The sequence below is a fragment of the Burkholderia sp. IT-111MI5 genome (assembly GCF_949752865.1).
Taxonomy (GTDB): Bacteria; Pseudomonadota; Gammaproteobacteria; order Burkholderiales; family Burkholderiaceae; genus Burkholderia; species Burkholderia pyrrocinia_C.
In genome coordinates this window covers 89,272-110,415 of sequence record NZ_CATKIF010000002.1, presented here as the reverse complement: position 1 = coordinate 110,415, position 21,144 = coordinate 89,272, and the positions used below count along the sequence as shown (strand labels likewise).

At 68.6% G+C, this 21,144-nt stretch carries 3 protein-coding genes; all 3 read right to left on the bottom strand.

Annotation, left to right across the window (positions count from 1 at the left end; translation table 11 throughout):
* Positions 1 to 2: 2 nt before the first annotated feature.
* The 3 genes from ACM6JT_RS01530 to ACM6JT_RS01520 are packed head-to-tail and all read right to left on the bottom strand — an operon-like array spanning position 3 to position 21,120.
* Positions 3 to 13,400, bottom strand: coding sequence for an amino acid adenylation domain-containing protein (locus ACM6JT_RS01530; RefSeq protein WP_414855865.1), 13,398 nt, complete (start codon positions 13,398 to 13,400; stop codon positions 3 to 5).
* Positions 13,397 to 16,720, bottom strand: coding sequence for a type I polyketide synthase (locus ACM6JT_RS01525; protein ID WP_414855864.1), 3,324 nt, complete (start codon positions 16,718 to 16,720; stop codon positions 13,397 to 13,399). Before ACM6JT_RS01525 ends, ACM6JT_RS01530 begins: the two co-directional genes overlap by 4 nt.
* Positions 16,717 to 21,120 (bottom strand): beta-ketoacyl synthase N-terminal-like domain-containing protein, encoded by a 4,404-nt coding sequence (locus tag ACM6JT_RS01520; protein WP_414855863.1) that lies wholly within the window; start codon positions 21,118 to 21,120, stop codon positions 16,717 to 16,719. Before ACM6JT_RS01520 ends, ACM6JT_RS01525 begins: the two co-directional genes overlap by 4 nt.
* Between the last annotated feature and the right edge of the window lie 24 nt (positions 21,121 to 21,144).

Below are 21,144 nucleotides of genomic sequence, written 5' to 3'. Positions count from 1 at the left end.
CCTTAGAATGCGCTGAGTTCGACGGTGGGCTGGCGCGCTTCGGCGTGCAGCGCGCGTTGTCCCAAGGTCAGGTTCCGGATGCGAACGCCCGGATCGGCAAGCACTTCCCCGATGACGGACGTCAGTTCGTTGGCGAGGCCTTGCACCAGGGCCTCGCTGAACCGCCCGGCGTGATAGACGACGCTGATCGCGAGGCCCTCGGCGCGCGGCTCGGCCAGGAACCAGAAGTCCGTCGCGGCTTCCGGGTCCGCGCGCTGCAGGTCGTGGTCCGGCAGCTCGGCAATGCGCACTTGCCCCGCGTAGCGATCGACGGCGCCTTGTCGCTGGTTCTGCAGCGTCAGGCCGATGTCGAAGAGCGGATTGCGTCCCGCGACGCGTTTGATGTGCAGCGCGTCGAGCAGGCGATCCAGCGGATACAGCGGGTGGGAGAACGCTTCGATGGTGGTGTCCCGCACCCGGGTCAGCAGCGTATCGAAACGATCGTCGCCGGCGACGCGGTCGCGCAGCGCCAGCACGTTCAGATAGGGGCCGACCTGCGACTCGAGTTCGGGCAGCTCGCGGCCCGCGACCGGCGTGCCGACGACGATGTCCTCCTGGCCGGAACGGCGGTAGAACAGCGCCTTGATCGCGGACAGCAGCGCGATGAACAAGGTCGCGCCGTGGCGCTTGCCGAGCGATTCCAGCGCCGTCGTCTCGGCGGCGGGCAGTTCGAATCGCCAGGATTTCCAGCTCGGCGCGGCCGGCTGCTCGAGGTCGCCCGGCAGTTCCAGCGCGCGCAGGCCGCCGCCCAGCCTGGTCAGCCAGTATTCCTTCATGCGTTCGCCGTCCGGCCCGGCGAGCAGGCGATTCAGCCAGCCGGCGTAATCCTTGTACTGGATCGGGAGTGCGGGCAACGGATTGTCGCGACGCTGGACAAACGCGTCATAGATCTTCGACAGGTCGTCGAGCAACACCTCCGTGGACCAGCCGTCGCTGACGATGTGATGCATCGTGCAGATGCAGACGTGACGGACTTCGGAGAGCCTGAGCAGCTTGACGCGGAACAGCGGACCGGTGGCGAGATCCATCGGCGCGAGCCGTTCGCTCGCATGGATCGACATGGCCTGCGCATCGCGGTCCTCGGCATCCTGCAGATCCACGACCTCGACCGCGAAGGCGGCTTCGCCGGGCGGCAGCACTTGCTGGACCGGCTGATTGCCTGCCAGCACGAAACGCGTGCGCAGGATCTCGTGACGTTCGCTCAACGCGCGGAACGCCCGCACGAGCGCATCCACGTCCAGCACGCCCTCGAACAGCAGGGACGTGGGCAGCGGCCCGCCGGCTTGCGCCGCATTGAGGCGATCCTGGACCCACAGCCGCGTCTGCGCGGGAGAGAGTTCGTAGTGCGCCTGCGCCGGCAGCGGCGTCACCGGCGCGTAATCGATCGGCTGCGTATCGGCGATGCGCTTCGCGAGGCTCGAAATGGTCGGGTGTGCGAACAGGCTGCGGATTTCCAGCTTCGCATGCAGATCGCGACGGATGCGCGCGACGACCTTCGTCGCGGACAGCGAATTGCCGCCCAGCTCGAAGAAATTGGCGGTCGTGCTGATCCGCGCCTGGCCGAGCACTTCCTGCCAGATTGCCGTCAACTGCGCTTCGAGCGCGTTGACGGGCGCAACGTGGTCCAGGTTGTCGCCGGGTTCGGGCAGCCTGGCGCGATCGAGCTTGCCGTTGGGCAGATGCTCGAACGCGGGCACGACGACGAACGCGGACGGCACCATGTAATCCGGCAGCCGCTGCCGCAGGTGGCCGCGCACCGCTTCGATCAGTTCGGCTTCGGGGTGCGACGAGTGCAGCCATGCGACGAGTCGCGCGCCGTCGTCCACGCCGCGCAGCGCCACGACGGCGGCGTCGACCAGCGGGTGCGAAGTCAGCGCGGCCTCGATTTCACCGGGTTCGATGCGCAGGCCGCGCAGCTTGATCTGATGGTCGATGCGGCCGAGGAACTCGACGTTGCCGTCGGGCCGGTAGCGCGCGAGATCGCCGGTGCGGTAGAGGCGTGCACGCGGGTCGGTGGAGAACGGATCGGCAATGAACTTCCCGGCGCTCAGCTCGGGCTCGCCGTGGTAGCCGCGTCCGACCGGCGTGCCGCCGATCAGCAGCTCGCCCGCCACGCCGACCGGCACGGGTTGCAGCTGCGCGTCGACGATGTAGAGGCGGGTGTTGGCGATGGGCCGGCCGATCGGCACGATGCGGTGCGGGTCGTCGCGCCGGCACTCCCAGGCGGTCACGTCGACAGCGGCCTCGGTGGGGCCGTAGAGGTTGTACAGCTTGGCGTCCAGACGCGCGAAGAAGCGCTGCTGGAGGTCGAACGGCAGCGCCTCGCCGCTGCATACGACGCGGCGCAGCGACGTGCAGTGCGCGTCGAGGTCCGGATGGTCGAGAAAGGCGCGCAGCATCGACGGCACGAAATGGACCGTGGTGATCCGTTCGCGCTCGATGAGTTCGACCAGGTAGTCGGTCTCGCGCTGGCCGCCGGGTCGGGCGAACACGAGGCGTGCGCCGACGCTGAGCGGCCAGAAGAATTCCCAGACCGAGACGTCGAAGCTGAACGGGGTTTTCTGCAGCACGGACTCGTCGGCGCCGAGCGTGTAGGCGTGTTGCATCCACAGGATGCGGTTGGTGATCGCGCGATGGGTGTTGAGCGCGCCCTTGGGCCTGCCGGTCGAACCGGAGGTGTAGATCATGTAGGCGAGGTTGTCGCCGCTCAGCGCAGGCGCGGGGTTGGACGCGGGCGCGGCGTCGAAGTCGTGCGCGTCACAATCGACGACGATCACGCGGGCGTCGGTGTCGGGCAGCGCGGCAAGCAGATGCTGCTGGGTGAAGAGCCAGCGCAACTGCGCGTTGTCGATCATGAAACGCACGCGCTCGGCGGGGTAGTCGGGATCGACGGGGACGTAGGCGCCGCCGGCCTTGAGGATCGCGAGCAGCGCGACGATCATGTCGAGCGAGCGCTCCATCGCCAGGCCGACGAGAGCATCGGGAGCGACGCCGAGCTCGATGAGCCGGTGGGCGAGGCGATTGGCGCGCAGGTTGAGTTCTGCGTAGGTGAGCGAGGCGTCGTCGCAGACGGCGGCGACGGCGTCGGGCGTGCGCTCGACCTGTTGTTCGAACAGCCGATGCAGCGGTTGTGCCGCGGCATCGCCGAAATCCGTTTCGGTCCGGTTCCATTCGACGGTCAGCAGATCCCGCTCCGCATCGCTCAGCAACGGCAGCCGGGCAACGGCAGCCGACGCATCGTCCGTGACACGCATCAGCAAGGTCCGGTAGATGGCGAGGAATCGCTGCACCGTGCTCGCGTCGAACAGATCGGTGTTGTAGTCGCAATCGATCAGCAGTTCCTGCCCCGCGTCGAGCACGTTGACGTTCAGATCGAACGCGGTATAGCGGATCAGCGGGGCGACCAGGCCGACCGTCAGGCCGGGCAGTTCGGGCAGCGCCGACACGGGTTCGAGGTTGAAGACCGCCGATACCAGCGGCGCGGCGTTGAGATCGCGCTGCGCGCCGATTTCGCGGACCAGCTCGGCGAACGGATAATCCTGGTGCTCGAGCGCGTCGAGCAGGTTCTGGCGGGTGCCGGCCAGGAAGCTGGCCACGGTGGCCTGCTCGGGCAGCGTGGAGCGCAGCGGCAGCAGATGCGTGCAGTAGCCGGCGAGGCGATCGCTGCCGGCCACGGAACGGCCGGTCACCGGGATGCCGGTGACGATCTCCTGCTGGCCGGCGATGCGGTGCAGGAACATATTGAAGCCCGCGAGCAGCATCATGTAGAGCGTGCAGCCGTTCTGACGGGCGGCGGCGCGCAGCGACGCGGCCTCCGCCGCGTCCAGATGCACGGACACGCGCTCGCCGTGAAACGTCTTCACCGCGGGCCGCGGGTAGTCCAGCGGAAGATTCAGCGGGTCGGCCCGGTGCGCGCATTGCGCGAGCCAGTACGCGCGATTCGCCTTCGTTTCCGGGCTGTGGCGCTGGCCGTCGAGCTGCTTCAGGTACTCGCGGAACTGCAGCGGCGCCGCGGCCGGTGCAGCACCGGCATAAGCGCGGGCCAGATCCTCGAGCAGGATGCCGAACGTGGAGCCGTCACAGATGATGTGATGGGCCGTCATCACCAGCAGGTGACGCTCGCTGTCCAGGCGCACCAGCGCGGCGCGAAACAGCGGACCGTTCACCAGGTCGAACGGCTGGCGGCTTTCGTGGTCCCGCCACGCGTCCTGGTCCGTGTCGATCAGCGGAATCCGAAGCGTCAGCGACGGATGCACGATCTGGCCCGACCCGTCCGGCGTCAACGTGGTGCGCAGCGCTTCGTGCCGATCGACGAGACCCTGGACGGCCGCGCGCATGGCGGCCTCGTCGAGCCGGCCATTCAGCTCGAGGGTGGTGTTGACGTTGTACGCCAGCGATCCTTCGGGATCGACTTCCGACAGGATCCACAGCTGGCGTTGCGCTTCGCTCAGCGCGGCCACCGTGCCGTGCTTCGAGTGCGGCCGGATGAAACCGCCCCGGCGCAGGTCGGCGACGCTGTCCTTCACCGCCCGGATGAACCGGTCGATATCGGCATCCGTATGCGCGGTGGAGAGGAAGCAGGTGCGCCATTCCCAGATGTAGATGCCCTTTTCGAGCATGTGATAGAAGAACAGGTCGAGGTTCTCGGTGAATTCGAAGCGGAACATCGAGCCGAACCACGTCACCTTGATCGGCGCCTCGGCCTCCGCGAAGAACGCATTCAACGTCTCGGCGATTTGCGCGGTCCGTTCGTTGAGCGCGGCCTGCAGCGCCGGGCCTTCCTGTTCGATCTTCTCCAGCACGGCCAGCGCGGCCGCCATCGCGAGCGGATACTGGCAGAAGGTGCCGCCGAACGCGGTGCGGTCCGCGGCGGGGAACGAGTGGTCGCCGTAGGTCCACATGCCGCCGTCGATGGCGTCCATGAAGCGGCTGGTGCCGGCGATGACGCCCAGCGGCAGGCCGCCGCCGATGATCTTGCCGTACGTCGCGAGATCGGCCCGGATGCCGAACATGGCCTGGGAGCCGCCCGGATGGACGCGGAAGCCGGTGATCATTTCGTCGAAGATCAGCGCGACGCCGGCCTGCTCGGTGATGCGGCGCAGTTCCTTGAGGAATGCGACGGGCTGCAGGGACGGGTTGCGGCTCTGCACCGGCTCCACCATCACGGCGGCAAGGGTCGACGCCATGCCGCGAATGGCCTCGAGCGCGGCGTCGCTGCCGTACTCGAGCAGGATCATGTTCTCGACCGAGCCGAACGGCACGCCGGGGGCGATGGTTTCCGTCACGCCTTCCGCGTTCGCCGCGGCGAGCGTGCCGTCGGCATGGCCGTGATACGAATGCGTGAACATCACGATCTTGTCGCGCCCGGTCACGGCGCGCGCGAGCCGCATGGCGGTCATGACCGCCTCGGTGCCGGTGTTCGAGAACGCCACGCGATCGAGGCCGGTGACGCGGGCAAAGCGCGCGGCCACTTCGCCGACGAGGCTGGAGCGCGCGCCCAGTTCGAGCGGGCGCTGCCATTCGCGGGTGACCTGCTGCTGGATGAAGTCCGGCGTGTGGCCGAACAGATGCACGCCGAAGCCCATCGTGAAATCGATGTACTCGTTGCCGTCGATGTCCCACAGCCGCGAACCGGCAGCGCGATCGCCGACGATCGGATACAGCATCTCCTTGGTCGAAAAGCGGAAGCCGACCGTGGCACGGCTGTCGGCCAGCACCGGGCGCGACGCCTGCACCGAGTCCTTCGATTTCCGGGTGCGCGTCGTGTAGCGCACGATCAGCGCTTCGAGATGCTCCTGCTGCACGGCGGACAAGCCGCGCGCCCGCTGTTCGACCGGGCTGCCCCACGGCATCATCGGCTTGGGCGGCCGATCGTCCGCCGCGGCCGCAGCTGCAGGCGCGGGCTTCGCTGCTGGCGCGGCGGCCAGGGTCGCGGTCGCGGCCGTGGGTGCGACGCTCGCCGTGCTCGCGACGGCTTGCGCGGCGACCGTCGTCGGCCGCACGCCGGCCTGGCCGGTCAGCGACGTGCGCAGCAGTTCCATCTGCTGGCTCATCACGCGGGACAGCAGTTGATTCTGCTCCCGCAACACGCGCTCGACCGTGGAGCCGCCTTCGGCCGCCACCCATTCCGCCGGGGCGGCGGCGAGCGGCGCAAGCACCTCCGCGGACTGCGCGACCGCGACCGCCGCCATGGACGGTCCCGCGACGGACTCGGCCTCGGACGGCGCGGCGGCCGCCGGCAGATTGTCCGCGACATACTCGGCGAGCGCCTGCACCGTCGCCAGGTCTTCGAAGAAGCGGCGCATGGCCAGCTTCACGCCGTACTGCTTCTCGATGTGCCGGATGGCCTCGATCAGCACGATCGAGTCGGCACCCATCTCCAGGAACGGCAGGTCGATGTTGATGGTGGCGGGATCGGCCTGGATCAATTCGCCGATCTTGCCGCGAAGCCATTCGAGAACCTCGCCGCTACGATTGGGCGCCGGCGTTGCGGCGATGGGTGATGCGCTTGTCTGAGTCATGGACGTGTCCGCTTTCTGGAACCAGGTACGGCTGCGTTGGAAGGGATAGGACGGCAATGCGACGCGCGTGGGCGCGGGTGTTTCGGTCGAGGCCCAATCGACATCGACGCCGCGGGCATACAGGCTCGACAGCGTTTCGACCAGCGCTTGCTGCTCGGCTTGCGGCCGCTGCAGGCCGAGGAACTGGATCCCGGCGTCCGGTGCACAGCACGCGCGGGCCAGGTTGACGAGCACCGGCTTGGGGCCGATTTCGACCAGCACGTTGAAACCGGCTTCGGCGAGGCGCTCGACGCTGCTCGCGAACTGCACCGGCTCCCGGCAGTGACGGCGCCAGTACGCGTCGGTCGGCGCGTCGTCCATCACGGCGCCCGTGAGATTCGAATAGAACGGGATCGCCGGGCGCGCGACGCGCACGGCTTTCGCGACGGCCTGGAAGCTGTCCAGCATCGGCTCGACCAGCGGCGAGTGGAATGCGTGCGACGTATTGAGCAGCACGGACCGGATGTCCTGCGCAGCGAACGCGTCGACCAGCATCGCGATGCGCTCGCGCCTGCCGGAGATCACGATGCTCGCCGGACCGTTGACGGCCGCCACCGCGACGTCGTGCGGACAGGCTTCGATCGCGCGCTCGACCGTCGCGAGGTCGGTGAAAATGGCCGCCATCTCGCCGTCGCGGGGCAACGCCTGCATCAGCCGGCCGCGTTCGGCAATCAGCCGCAGGCCGTCTTCCGGCGAGAAGACGCCGGCCGCGCAAGCCGCCGCGTACTCGCCGACGCTGTGGCCCATCACGGCGTCGGGCACCACGCCGAACGACGCCAGCAACGTGGTGAGCGCGAACTGCAGCGAGAACAGGGCCGGCTGGCTGTAGCCGGTCTGGTGGATCTCTTCGCCCTGGGCGGACAAAACATCGAGCAACGGTTTGTCGAGCAGCGGATCGGCCACCGCGCGGCAGCGGTCGATGGCGTCGCGGAACACCGGATACGCGTCGTACAGACGGCGGCCCATGCCGGCGTATTGCGAGCCCTGGCCGGTGAACAGGAATGCCATCTTCACGCGGGGGGCGGGCTGCGCCGCGCCGGCGGGTTCCTTCGCCTGGAACGCGCGCAGCTTGTCGATGGCGTCCTCGAGCGACGTCACCGGCAGCGCCAGCCGATGCGCGAAATGCGAGCGGCCGGTCGCCGCCGAAAACGCCACGGCCGCGATATCGAGACCGGGTTCGGCTTCGAACCGCCGCTGATAGCGCCCGGCAAGCGCTCGCAATGCCGCCGGCGTCTTGGCCGACAGCACCAGCGGATGCACCTTGTGTTTCGACGGCGTCGCCGGCCGCGCCGGCGCGGGCGCTTCTTCCAGCACCAGGTGGGCATTGGTGCCGCTCGCGCCGAACGCGCTGACGCCGGCTCGCCGCGGCCGCTCGCCGCGCGGCCACGCGCTCGCCTCGGCGCAGATCTCGATCGGCAGCGCGTCCCACTGCACCAGCGGGCTCGGGTGGCGGAAATGCAGGTGGGCGGGAAGGCGGTCGTGGTTCAGCGACAGCACGACCTTGATGACCCCCGCGATGCCGGCAGCGGATTCCGTGTGGCCGATGTTGGTTTTCACCGAGCCGACGCGCAGCCGCCGGCCCCCGTCGCGGCCTTCGCCGAACACCGTCGCCAGCGCCTGCACCTCGACGGGATCGCCCAGCGGGGTGCCGGTGCCGTGCGCTTCCACGTAATCGATGGATGCGGCGGGAAGCCCGCCCAGCGCCTGGCGGATGACGGCTTCCTGCGCGCGTCCGTTCGGCGCGGTAAAACCGCTCGACGCGCCGTCGTGGTTGACGGCCGAGCCACGCAGCACGGCCAGCACGCGATCGCCCGCGGCGAGCGCATCGGACAGGCGCTTGAGCACCAGCGCGCCGCAGCCTTCGCTGCGCACGAAGCCATCCGCCGCCGCGTCGAAGGTCTTGCAGCGGCCGTCCGGCGCCAGCGCCCGCGTGCGCGAGACGGCGATGGAGTTGTCCGGCGACAGGATCAGATTGACGCCGCCCGCAATCGCGAGATCGCACTCGCCGCTGCGGAGATTCTGGCTGGCGGTATGGATCGCGGTGAGCGACGACGAGCAGGCGGTGTCGATCGCCATGCTCGGCCCCTGCACGCCCAGCCCATAGGAGATGCGGCCGGCTGCCGTGTTGAGCGGATTGCCGGTGAAGAAATAGCCGTCGATGCCGCTGCCGCCGCCGTTGCGAAGCTGCAGGTTCGCGTAATCGTTGGTGGTGATGCCGACGAAGACGCCGGTCCGGCTGCCCTTGAGACTGTCGACGGGAATGCCGGCATGCTCCAGCGCTTCGTGACTGACTTCGAGCAACAGGCGCTGCTGCGGGTCCATCGCGGCCGCTTCGCGCGGCGTGATACGGAAGAAGGCCGGATCGAACTGATCGACGTCGTCGAGAAAACCGCCGAAGCGGCAAACCATCCGCCCCGGCGCTTCCGGATCGGGATCGTAGTACGCGTCGACATCCCAGCGCTCGCGCGGCACTTCGGAGATCGCATCCACCCCGTCGTTCAGCAACCGCCAATAGGCGTCGAGATCGTGCGCGGCGCCCGGAAACCGGCAGCTCATGCCGACGATCGCGATCGGTTCCGGCGTGCCGGCCTCGCGCGCCTCGATGGCCGGCGCGACCGCCCGCGGCTGCGCCGGCACGGCCTGCGTCGGCGCCGCGTGCGCGTCAGGCGCGGTGCCGGACGACTGCTCCGCCAGGAAATCCGCGAGCGCGTTGACCGTCGGATGATCGAACAACAGCGCGACCGACAACGGGATGCCCAGCGCTTTTTCGAGGTGCGTGCGCACGTCCAGCGCCATCAGCGAATCCATGCCCATCTCGAAGAAGCCGAGGTCGCGATCCAGCGTCCCCGCTGCGTAGCCGAGCACCTGGGCAACCGCGCGATCGATGCTGTCCGCCAGCAGGCGCTTTCGCTCGCGCGGCGATGCGTCGCTCAACGCCGGCATCGCCGGCGCGCGTGGCGGGCTTCCGCCCACTCGCACGCGATCGAGGAACGGCTTGGGTCCGCGTGCCTCGTAGGAGCCCTGGAACAGCGCCAGGTCGATATCGACGACCGCCACCTGTGGCACGGCGGGGAGGTGATCCAGCACGTCGAGCGCGCGATCCGCCGCCAGCGAGCGGATGCCGACACGCCGCAGCAGTGCTTCCGCGTCGGGGAACGTCATGCCGCCTTGCGCCCAGGGCCCCCAGTTCACGCTCAGGGCCGGCAGGCCCCGGCTGCGGCGATGATGCGCGAGCGCGTCGAGGAATCGATTCGCGGCGCTGTAGTGCGCCTGCTCGCGCGAACCCCACGCGGACGCGATCGACGAAAACAGGATGAAGAAATCGAGCGGGAAGTGCTCGCTTTGCTGATGGAGCAGCCACGCGCCGGCGACCTTGGGTTGCAGGACCGCGTCGAGCTCCTCGCGCCCGACCTGCATGATCGGCTTGTAGCCGACGATGCCGGCCGCATGCACGATGCCCCGCAGCGGCACGCCGTCGCGCCGGAGCGCAGCAAAAAAATCGGTGACCGCCACCGGGTCGGCGATATCGACGCGCTCGCAGCGCAGCGACACGTTCCGCTCACGCAGCTCGGCGATCGCCCGCCGGCTCTCGTCGCTCGCGGCCCCTTGCCGGCCGACCAGGATCAGCGTGCCCGCACCGCGCGCCGCCAGCCACCGGGCAGTGTGCAGCCCGAGCGCGCCGAACCCGCCGGTGATCAGGTAGGCCGCGTCCGGGTCGACCCGCAGCGCGGCCGTTTCGGCTTGCGCGAGCGGGCTCAGGCGCGCGACATGGCGCGCGCCGTGCCGCAGCGCCACCTGTTCTTCGCGGCTCTCGCCGAGCATCTCCTGAAGCAGCGCCTGCGTCTCGTCCTCCGGCGCGGCCGGATCGAGATCGATCGCGGTTTCGAACCATTCCGGATGCTCGATCATCGCCCCGCGTGCCAGGCCCGACAGCGCAGCCTGTGCGAACCCCGATACGAGCGGCGCTTCGCCGGCTTCTACCGCGTCGCGCGTGACGACCCGGATCCTGGGCCGGGTCGAAGGCGTCCACTCGCGCTCGCTGCCGACCAGCGCGTGCACGAGATGCAGCAGGGCAGTGGACATGCGCGTCTCGCCGACGGCTTCGTCCAGCGCCCATAGAAAGACGATGCGCTGGCCGGGGGCGGCAGTCTCGTTCAGCAAGCGGACGAAATCGTCCGGCCGCTCGGGCGCGATCTGCCGGCCCGCTTCCGCGCCGACGCCAAAATCAAGGCCGGGGCGCACCAGCGAGCAGGATGCGCCGCGCTCGCGCAGCAGCGCCGCGAGCCGTTCGCCGACACCGCTCTCGTCCGCGAAGATCAGCCACGGCGACGCGTCGGCGGCGAACCGGGCCGCCGGCAACGCGGCCTGCGGCTCCCACACCACGTGATAGAGCGGGGGTGCGGTCGGGGCGGCGGTTTCGGCGGGGGCGAACGCAGTCCTGAGCAGGTCCGGAAAGGCGTTCAGCACGTCCTCCGAGTACTTGCCGGACGACTTGAGGTGCCGCAACGCTGCGTCGATGCTGCCGGCATCCATGCCGACGATCGGCGACGGGATCTTCTCCAGGCTGAAGCGCTGCCGCTCGAACGGGTAGTTCGGCAGGGGCGTGGCGGGCTGGGCGGGCGCCGGGAACAGCGCGCTCCAGTCGAACTGCCAGCCCTGCACGTACAGCACCGCGAGTGCGCGCTCCAGTGCATCGCCGGCGCATGGCGGCGGCAGCCAGCCGTCGGCGAGCCCCTCCGGCGTGTGCGGCGCGTCGGCTTGCTCCGACGCCCCGGCAAGCTGCAGCCAGTACTGCGGATGCGTCACCTCGTCGGTCACTTCGGCACCGAGACAGCCGGAGATCAGGCGGACCGACGGCCGTGCGAGCGGCGTGTCCTGAAGCGCGGCGCGCAACGCTTCGGCATCCGACCGGGCCGCCACGAGGCGCAGCGCGTCGGCAACGCTCACGACGCCCGCCACGCAGGCCGCGACATATTCGCCGACGCCGTGGCCCGACACGACGGACGGGCGGATGCCCCAGCCCTTCCACAGTTCCGCCCACGCGAACTGGATCGCGAAGTGGCCCGCGTCGGTATCGAGGGCTTCCAGCGGCACCGAGCAGCGCGCGAACGCGTCGCGGAACAGCGGTTCCGACGCGTGAAGCTCGCGCGCGACGCCGGTGTCCGGCGCGCCGAACCTGAAGCCCATGCGCAACGCCTTGCCCGTGCGCGCCGCTGCCGCCGACGCTTCCTTCACGCCCGACACATAGGCCGCGCGAAACGGATAGTGACTCCGTCCGGTGGCCGCGGCGCGGCAGATGGCGGCCAGCTCCCGCGGCGTCGCGCCGTCAATCGCGCGCTCGTAGCGTTGCGCGAGCGCCGCCAGCGCCGCTTCGGATTTGGCCGACAGCAGCAGCAGCCCGCGCTGCGCGGCATGCGCCGGCGCGACGGGCGGTTCCTCGACGATCGCGTGGGCATTGGTGCCGCTGAATCCGAACGCGCTCACCCCGGCGATTCGCCTGCGTTCCCCGCGCCGCCACGCGACCGGATCGGCCGCGACGCGGATCGGGATGTCCTGCCACGGCGTATGCGGATTGGGCTGCGTGAAATGCAGGTGCGCCGGAATCCGGTCATGCTCGAACGACAGCAGGACCTTGATCAGGCCGGCGATGCCGGAGGCCGATTCCAGATGCCCGATATTGGTCTTGACCGAACCGATCACGAGCGGCTCGGTCGCCGCGCGCCCGGGGCCGTAGACGCCGGCCAGCGCTTCGACCTCGATCGGGTCGCCGAGCGACGTCCCGGTACCGTGGGCCTCGACGTAGGAGACGTCGCCGGGCGCGAGGCCGGCCTGGTTCAGTGCGCGGCGGATCACCCGTTCCTGCGAATCGCGGCTCGGAACGGTCAGCCCGCCGCCCGCACCGCCCTGGTCGACCGCCGTGCCGCGCACGATGCCGAGCACCCGGTCGCCGTCGGCGAGCGCGTCGGCGAGGCGCTTGAGCACCACCATGCCGCACCCTTCGCCGCGCACATAGCCGTCCGCCGCTGCGTCGAAGGTCTTGCAGCGTCCGTCCGGCGACAGCATGCGCGCTTGCGAGAAACTGACCATCACCTCGGGCGACAGCATCAGGTTGACGCCGCCCGCGAGCGCCATGTTGCTTTCGCGCGAGCGCAGGCTTTCGCAGGCCAGGTGCAGGCAGACCAGCGACGACGAGCAGGCGGTATCGATCGCCATGCTCGGGCCGGTGAGGCCCAGCACGAACGACAGCCGGCCCGCAGCCATGTTCAGCGCGCTGCCCGTGCCGGCGTAGCTGCTCGACGGCATCGACGCATTGGACACCTGGATCGCATGATCGAAGCAGGTAATGCCGACGTACACGCCGGTGGCGGACTGCCGGAAGCGCTCGGGCGCGAGATGGGCGTTCTCAAGCGCCTCCCAGGCCACTTCGAGCAGGAGCCGTTGCTGCGGATCGAGGTAGGTCGCTTCGCGCGGCGCGATCCCGAAGAACGCCGCGTCGAATTGATCCACACGTTCGAGAAAGGCGCCGCGGCGGGTTGCCATCTTGCCGGGCGTGGCCGGATCGGGGTCGTAATAGCGATCGATGTCCCAGCGTTCGCCCGGCACTTCGGTGACGGCATCGCGCGCGTCATCGAGCAATTGCCAGAACGCGTCCGGCGTATCGCTGCGGCCGGGGAAGCGGCAAGCCATGCCGATGACCGCGATCGGCTCGTTGCGGTCCGAACGCAGCGCCGCGATTTCCGCGCGCCGCAGGCGCAGTTCGTCGAGCGCGGCTTTCAGTGCATGCGTGGCCTTGGCGTTCATTGGGCGCCGATCTCCTGGGCAATCAGTTCGGAAAGGTCGTCTTCGTCAAGGTCTTCGGATGCTTCGTCGACGACAGGAGCAGGAAGCGAAGGCGACAGTTCGTTGAGCACGTATTGGGCGAGCGTTTGCAGGTTCGGATAGGAAAAGAACAGCGTCGCGCGAAACGGCCTGCCGAACACCTTGGTGAGGCGGTCGGTCAGTTCGAGCGCGATCAGCGAATCCAGGCCGAGATCGAGCAGCGATTGCTCGGGCGCAATGGCGTCGGTGCTGGAGAGCCGCAGCGTCTCGGCCAGCATCTTCGCGAGCGTGTCGGTGATGAGCTCGATCCGCTCGCGCGGCGCGCACGCATGCAGCTGGCGCAGCAATGCCGTCTCCTGCTGCGCAGGCTGCGCGGCCGGTTGCGCGAGTTCGGAAAACAGCGCCGACCCGGCGGCCGGCGCATCGACCCGGAACAGGGTCGGCCAGTTGATGCGCGCCACCCCGGACTGGGCGACGCCCGACGCCATCAGCCGTTCCAGCGTCGCGATGGCCAGTTCGGGCGGCAGCGTGCCGACGCCGAGCGCAGCCAGTTGTTCGTGCGCGCGCCGTCCGTAGTCGGTGGCGGCATGGCCGATGTCCGCCCACGGCCCCCAATTGACGCTGAGGCCCGGTTTCCCCTGCGCGCGCCGATGCTGCGCGAGGGCGTCGAGAAAGCTGTTCGCCGCCGCGTAGTTGCCCTGGCCCGGCATGGTGATCAGCGCGGCCATCGACGAGAACAGGACGAAATGGTCGAGCGGCAGATCGGCCGTCAGTTCGTGCAGATACCAGGCGCCATCGGCCTTGCCGCTTCCGGCGCGATGGAAGAAATCGTCGTCCTGGCGCGTCAGCAGCGCATCGTCGAGTGCGCCCGCGAGGTGAAAGACCCCCTTGAGCGGCGGCATCGAATCCGCGATTTCATCGAGCGCTTGCGCGACGTCCTCGCGACGCGACAGGTCGGCGCGAACGAACCGCGCGTCGAGCGTCCGCAGGATTTTCTCGGCTGCCGGGGAGGGCGCGCCGCGCCCGAGCAGTACGACTTTGCCGGCGCCGTTGGCGGCGAGCCAGGACGCGAGCCGCAGGCCGAGCCCGCCGAGCCCGCCGGTCACCAGATAGGTCGCGTCATGGTGGAACCTGATCGGACGGTGGCTGACGAATTCGCGATCGTCGCGGGCGATACGCGCGACGTAGCGCTGTCCGCGGCGAAACGCGATCATGTCTTCACGGCCGCCAGCCTGTACCGCTTGCACGATGTGCGCCGCCGACGGCTGCGCGGGGTCGAGGTCGACCAGCCCGCCCCACATCGCCGCATGCTCGACGGCGATCGCGCGGCCCAATCCCCACAGGGGCGCCTGTGCGACGGCGGTCGATTCGCCGTCCAGCACATTCATCGCACCCGACGTCACCAGCCACAGACGCGTCTGCCGGGCTGCCGGTGCGCGAGACGCGAGCGTCCTGACCAGTTGCAGCACGCTCGCGCTGGCACGCCGTCGCGCCGCGATGTCGGCGGGCGCGAGATCGAGACTCCACAGATGAACGATGCCCTTCAGCGGCCGGTCGAGCGCGGACGGTTCCGGCGTCGCGTCGGCGAAGCGCAGCGTGCACGTATCGCCGGCGCTCTCCAGCAGGCCGGACAGTTGCGCGCCGACGCCGCCACGGTCCGCGAGAATCAGCCACTCGCCGTGCGCCGAACCGCCGGTTGCCGCGTCGACGCTCGACGGTCTCCACACGCGCCGATAAAGCAGCGCGGACAAATCGTGCCGCTCGACGGTTCGCCCGGCGCGCACATGCTGCAACCGCAGCGCATCGATCTCGATCAGCAGTCGCCCGGCGAGGTCATGGACGCGGATATCGCCCTCCAGCGCGCCGTGCCCGCTCGGCTTGCGCAGCGTGGCGTGACTCCACGCATCTGCCGACGACGGCGGCTGATGAACGCGTACCGCGCCGATCGAACTGGGCAGGTACAGGTCGCCCGCCTCCAGCGCGTCCGGATCGATCGCGGCGGCGAGCACGCGGCTGCACGCGTCGAGAAAAGCGGGGTGCACCTGGTATTGAGACGATGCCAGCGCGTCCGCCGGCAGGCTGATTTTCCCCAGCGCCTCGCCGGCCGTGCGCCAGATCTGCTGGATGGCGTTGAACACGCCGTCGATCTGCACGCCGTGCTGCCGGATTTCGCCATTGAAGTCGGCGCCCGAAGTCGTTTCGGTGCAGCGGGCCTGCACCGCGGCGGCATCGAATCTCGTCGGCGCGGCGGCTCGCCTGGGAGCGCACATCTCCCGGAGTCGACGCAACTGCGGAAGATTGCCGAGGATCAGCTCGACCGGCGGACCGAAATCGAGCAGGCAGGCCACTTCATCCACGCCGATCGACTCGAGATCCCGCACGAGTTCGACGCAGGTTTCCGGCGTGCCGATGAGGCCGCGCGATTGCGCGAAGCGTTCATAGAGAAACTCGACGAACTCGTCCAGCTCGCGCGCGCCCATCGCGCGCACGTCCACCGACTGGCCGCGGCTCTGCGCCAGCCCGTTCAACAGCCCGATATTGCTGCGGATGTAGTTGCAGAACGGCGCGCGCGCCTGCTCGCGTACCCGCGCCGCATCGTCGCCGACGAACGTGTGCAGCATCACGGACACGGTGCCGGCCGCCGGATCGAAGCCGTGTTTTGCGCGCGCGTCGCGGTAGAGGGCGATCTTGTGCGCGAGCTGGTCCCGATCCTGGTCGAGCACGTGGGTCAGCAGGTTCGCGCCGGCTTCACCGGCGCGCACGAAGGTCTGCGGATTGCTCGCGGCAGTCACCCAGACCGGCAGTTCCGGCTGCACCGGCGTCGGATAGATGCGCAACTGCACCGGCTTGCCGACGCCATTGCGCGCATCCAGCGTACCGCCGCGCCACAGATGCTGGACGGCGCGCATCGTGGTCAGCATGTCGTCCTGCCGGCTCGCATATTTGTCCGGCGCGAACACGAAGTCGTCCGGATTCCATCCGGACGCGAACGACACGCCCACGCGGCCGTTCGACAGGTTGTCCACCATCGACCATTCTTCCGCGATCCGGATCGGGTTGTGCAGCGCTGCGACCACGCTGCCCGCGACCAGCTTCACGCGTTGGGTGGCAGCGGCAAGCGCGGCGTGCAGGACAGCGGGATTCGGGTACAGCGAACCGAATTCTGTGAAATGGCGCTCCGGCACCCAGACGCTGGAAAACCCGTTCGCATCGGCGAAACGCGCGCTTTCCATCACGAGCTGGTACTTGTTGCCGGACAGCGCCTCTTCACTGCTGGCGAAGAACATCAGGCCGAATTTCATGCGTGGCTCCGATCCGATTCGTGAATTTCGGCACTCGCGCACATCTGCCATGTCGCGGCGGCGCTGGTGTCGTCGATCCGGTGATAGACGGCAAACGAAAACGGTCCCCAGGACTGGCGGCTCAGCACGGTCTGCACGGTGCGCGATTCATGCGGATGCAGCGGCAACGGCGCATGCAGTGCGAGGTCCTTCAACGTGGTATGGCTGGCGGCGCCGATTTCCGACGTTGCCGCCAGCGCCATTTCCACGTAGGCGGAATAGGGCAGCACGGGCGATCCCTTGACGCGATGACCGCTGAGAAAGGTGGCTGCCGGAGCGTCAAGACGCGACTGCCAGATCCACGTGGCCGGCGAATGCGCGTGCGGCTCCATGAGGCGCCCGAGCAACGGATGCCGGGGCGCGCGTGGACTGATCCAGAAGCCGCGACGCTCGAACGGGTAGGTCGGCAGGGCGAGCCGGCGGCGCGGGGCGTCCTGCTCCACGGCATCCCAGTTGATGGACGCGCCGCGTACGTAGAGCTCGGCGAGCGTGTGCAGGATCGTGTCCCACGCGGCCGTGTGCGCGCCGATTTCGATCACGATGCCGGGGTTTCCCGCCGCACCGCCGTCCGGCGCCTGCGGCACGCCCGCCAGCGAGGCTGCGGCGCGATGCCCGTCGCCCGTGCTGCTGACGGCGCCCGGCGTAATGCCGAAGGACATCCACAGTTGCGCCAGCGCGCACTGGAATGCCGTGAACCCGGCTTCGGCGCAGGCCTCGGATTGCCGCTGCAGCAGCGCGCCGAAGGCGGGGCTGGCCGAACGCAATTGCCGAACCGCGTCGGCGCTGCCGCCGTCGTCGGCGCAAAAGTGGAAGGTCACTGCAGGCGGTGTTTCGGCGGGCTCGCCGGCCGAAACGGCGTCCAGTTGCGAACGCAACGTATCGAGACTCGATGCGACGATCGCCGCTCGCCGCGTGAAGTGGGTGCGCCCGGTATTTGCCGTGAACGCGACATCCCGCACACGGACCTCGGGATGGGCGTCGAGATACGCCGCATAGGACGCCGCCAGCGCTTGCAACGCGTCGGGCGTGCGCGCGGAGAGCGTCACGACGCGCGCCGCGGGCGCCGCCGAGTCGGCTTCGATCTCCGCGGGCCGTGGCGCTTCCGACAGGATCATGTGCGCATTGGTGCCGCCGAAGCCGAACGAACTCACGCCGGCCATGCGCGGCCCGTGTTCCCGATGCCACGGCGTGACCTGCTGCGGAATACGGAAGGGCGTGCCGTCGAGCGCGATTTGAGGATTGATCGACCGGAAATGGAGGTTCGGCGGAATGGCACGATGGTGTAGCGCAAGGGCGGTCTTGATCAGGCTGGCGATGCCCGCCGCCGACTCCAGATGGCCGATGTTGGTCTTGACCGAACCGATCCAGCAGTGATCGTCCGGCCGACGAGATTCGCCCAGGACCGCCGTCAGCGAGTTCAACTCAATCGGGTCTCCGAGCGGCGTTCCCGTACCGTGCGCTTCGACGAAGCCGATGTCCTGCGCGCGTACGCCGGCATCGTGCAGCGCACTGCGAATCACGGCCTGCTGGGCCGGGCCATTGGGCGCGGTCAGGCCATTGCTGCGCCCGTCCTGATTCACCGCCGAGCCGCGGATCACGGCGAACACGGTGTCGCCGTTCTCGCGCGCATCGTCGAGACGCTTGAGCAGCACCATGCCCACGCCTTCGCCGCGCACGTAACCGTTGGCTGCCGCATCGAACGCCTTGCATCGGCCGTCCGGCGAAAGCATGCCCGATTGCGTGAAGGAGGCGCTCAATTGCGGCGCCAGAATCAGGTTGACGCCGCCGGCAAGCGCCGCATCGGACTCGCCGCGCTGCAGCGCGCGGCACGCCTGATGAACCGCGACGAGCGACGACGAACACGCGGTATCGACCGCCCAGCTCGGGCCGCGCAAATCGAGCGTGTAGGAAATGCGGTTGGCGGCGACGCTGAGCGCATTGCCGGTCGCGACATAAGGGCCGACATCCGCGACTTCTTCCTGCGCCAGACGGATGTAGTCCGAATTGCTGATGCCCACGATGACCGCGGTGCGTCCGCCGGCGAGACTCCGGGGCGCGATCCCCGCGTGCTCGAGCGTCTCCCACGCAACCTCGAGAAGCAGACGCTGTTGCGGATCCATCGATTCGGCTTCGCGAGCGCTGATGCCGAAGAACGCCGCATCGAACAGGTCGACCTGTTCCAGCAGTCCGGTGGGCGGAAGGTCGCCGGCGCGCTGCTGCAACGCGCCGACCGCGTCGCGGCCCTGCAGCAGCAGCTGCCAGAATGCGTCGGGATGACTGGCGCCGGGGAAACGGCATCCCATGCCGACGATGGCGATATCCGCGCGTGCTTCGGCTGAACCGGGCGCCTGGCCCGGCATGGCATTCCCGGTGCCGCTCAAATGGCGCGCCAGCAGGGCAATACTCGGAAAATCGTAGACGACGGTAGGGGAAACCGGCCGCCCGAGCCAGTCCTGCAACTCGCCCGAGAGCATGATGGCGTCCTTCGAATCGAGCCCATAGATGCTGAACGGCGCGTCGGGGTCGATATTGCCGGAATCGATTCCCGACAGACGCGAGACACGCTCGACGCACCATTGCACCAGCGCTTGCGTGTCGCGTGCCGCTGCCGCGGAGGGCGCGACCTCCGCGGAAAACGAACGCCGCCACTCGCCCGCAATCGCGAGCCCCTGTCCGTCGAGGAATGCCAGCCTGATTCGGCTCCGCTGGATTTTTCCGCTGGACGTGCGCAGGATCGTCGCGGGCTTCAACAGGATCGCCGCATACAGATCGACGTCATGCTCTTCGGCGAGCTTGCGCCGGATCTCCGCGGCGACGGCTTCGGCGTTCAGCGTGTTGAGCGCTTCCCGGCGCACTTCGCATGCGATGACGACCCGCTCCACGTCGTCGACGTTGATCGAGAAAGCCGCCGACGCGTTGGGCGCCAGCGCGGGGTGGCTTCCTTCGGCGGATTGCTCGAGATCCTGCGGGTAGTGATTGCGGCCGGCAACGATGATGAGGTCTTTCAAACGGCCGGTGACGAACAGGTTCTCGCCATCGACGAAGCCGAGATCGCCCGTGCGCAGGTAACGCGCGTCATCGCCATCCAGCTTCGCGCGAAAGGTGTGCTCCGTTTCGTCGACGCGGTTCCAGTAGCCGACACCGACGCTCGGGCCCGTCAACCAGATTTCGCCGATCCGGTCGGGCGGGCAGCGCTCACCGGTATCCGGATTCACGATCTGCAGGCGGTGCTCCGCCCAGGTCCGACCGCATGAGACCAGCGCGTGGCGCTTGCCGCGCTCGCTTCTCGTCGCCACGCCTTGTGCGAGGCCGTCGGCGTCGTAGTCCGCCACGAGCGGCAGCGAGCGTGCCGGCTGACCGGAGATGAACAAGGTTGCCTCGGCCATGCCGTAGACCGGGCGCATGGTTTGCGCGTGGAAGCCGCACGCGGCGAATGCGCGCGAAAAACGTGCCACCGACTCCGCGCGCACCGGTTCCGCGCCGTTGAATGCAACCCGCCAGCTGCTCAGATCCAGCTGCGCGCGGGCTTCATCGGATATCTTGCGCGCGCACAGGTCATACGCGAAATCCGGCGCGGCGCAATGCGTGCCGCGATACTTCGTGATTGCCTGCAGCCAGCGGAGGGGTTTCTGCACGAACGCCGCGGGCGCCATCAGCACCGACAGCACACCGAGATAGATCGGCAGCAGCACCTTCCCGAAGAAACCCATGTCGTGAAACACCGGGAGCCAGCTGACGAACACCGCCGACGCATCGGCATCGCTCGCCTCGGCGATGACCGCCATATTGCTCAGGATGTTCGCGTGGCTGATCATCACGCCTTTTGGCGTACCGGTGGAGCCTGACGTGTATTGCAGCAGCGCCAGCGTCTGCGGCGTGATGTCCGGTGCGCGCCATTGTTCGGCCGGTGCGTCGAAGCCCTGGTCTGTCGCCAGGATCTTCAGTTCCAGCGTGTCGGAATAGCCGTCCGCGTGATGCACGATGCCGTCGAGCGTGGCTGCGTCGGTCAGCGCGACGACCGGCCCGGCGTCGGCGACGATGGCCTTGAGACGATCCGCCGGACGATGCCTGCGCGGAGGATAGGCAGGCACGCCGATCAGGCCGGCATACAGGCATCCCACCCATGCGCAGATGAATTCCAGTCCGGGCGGATAGACCAGAAGGACGCGATCGCCCGGTTGCGCCATGCGTTGCAGCCTGGCGGCGATGCCGCGAGCCCGCTTGTCCAGGTCGCCGAACGTGAGTCGAGTCAGTTCCGATTCGCCGTTCTCGAGAAAAATGAATGCCGTCTTTTCCGGTTCGACCTTGCCGCGAAATATCAATATTTCTGTAACAGTCCTGAATTTTGTATCGGGAAGCATACTCAACCTTCGTTGTCTGCCAAA

Coding starts and splice junctions, on each gene's coding strand:
- ACM6JT_RS01520 (WP_414855863.1), bottom strand. CDS start 21,120: ATGCTTCCCGATACAAAATTCAGGACTGTTACAGAAATATTGATATTT.
- ACM6JT_RS01530 (WP_414855865.1), bottom strand. CDS start 13,400: ATGAACGCCAAGGCCACGCATGCACTGAAAGCCGCGCTCGACGAACTG.
- ACM6JT_RS01525 (WP_414855864.1), bottom strand. CDS start 16,720: ATGAAATTCGGCCTGATGTTCTTCGCCAGCAGTGAAGAGGCGCTGTCC.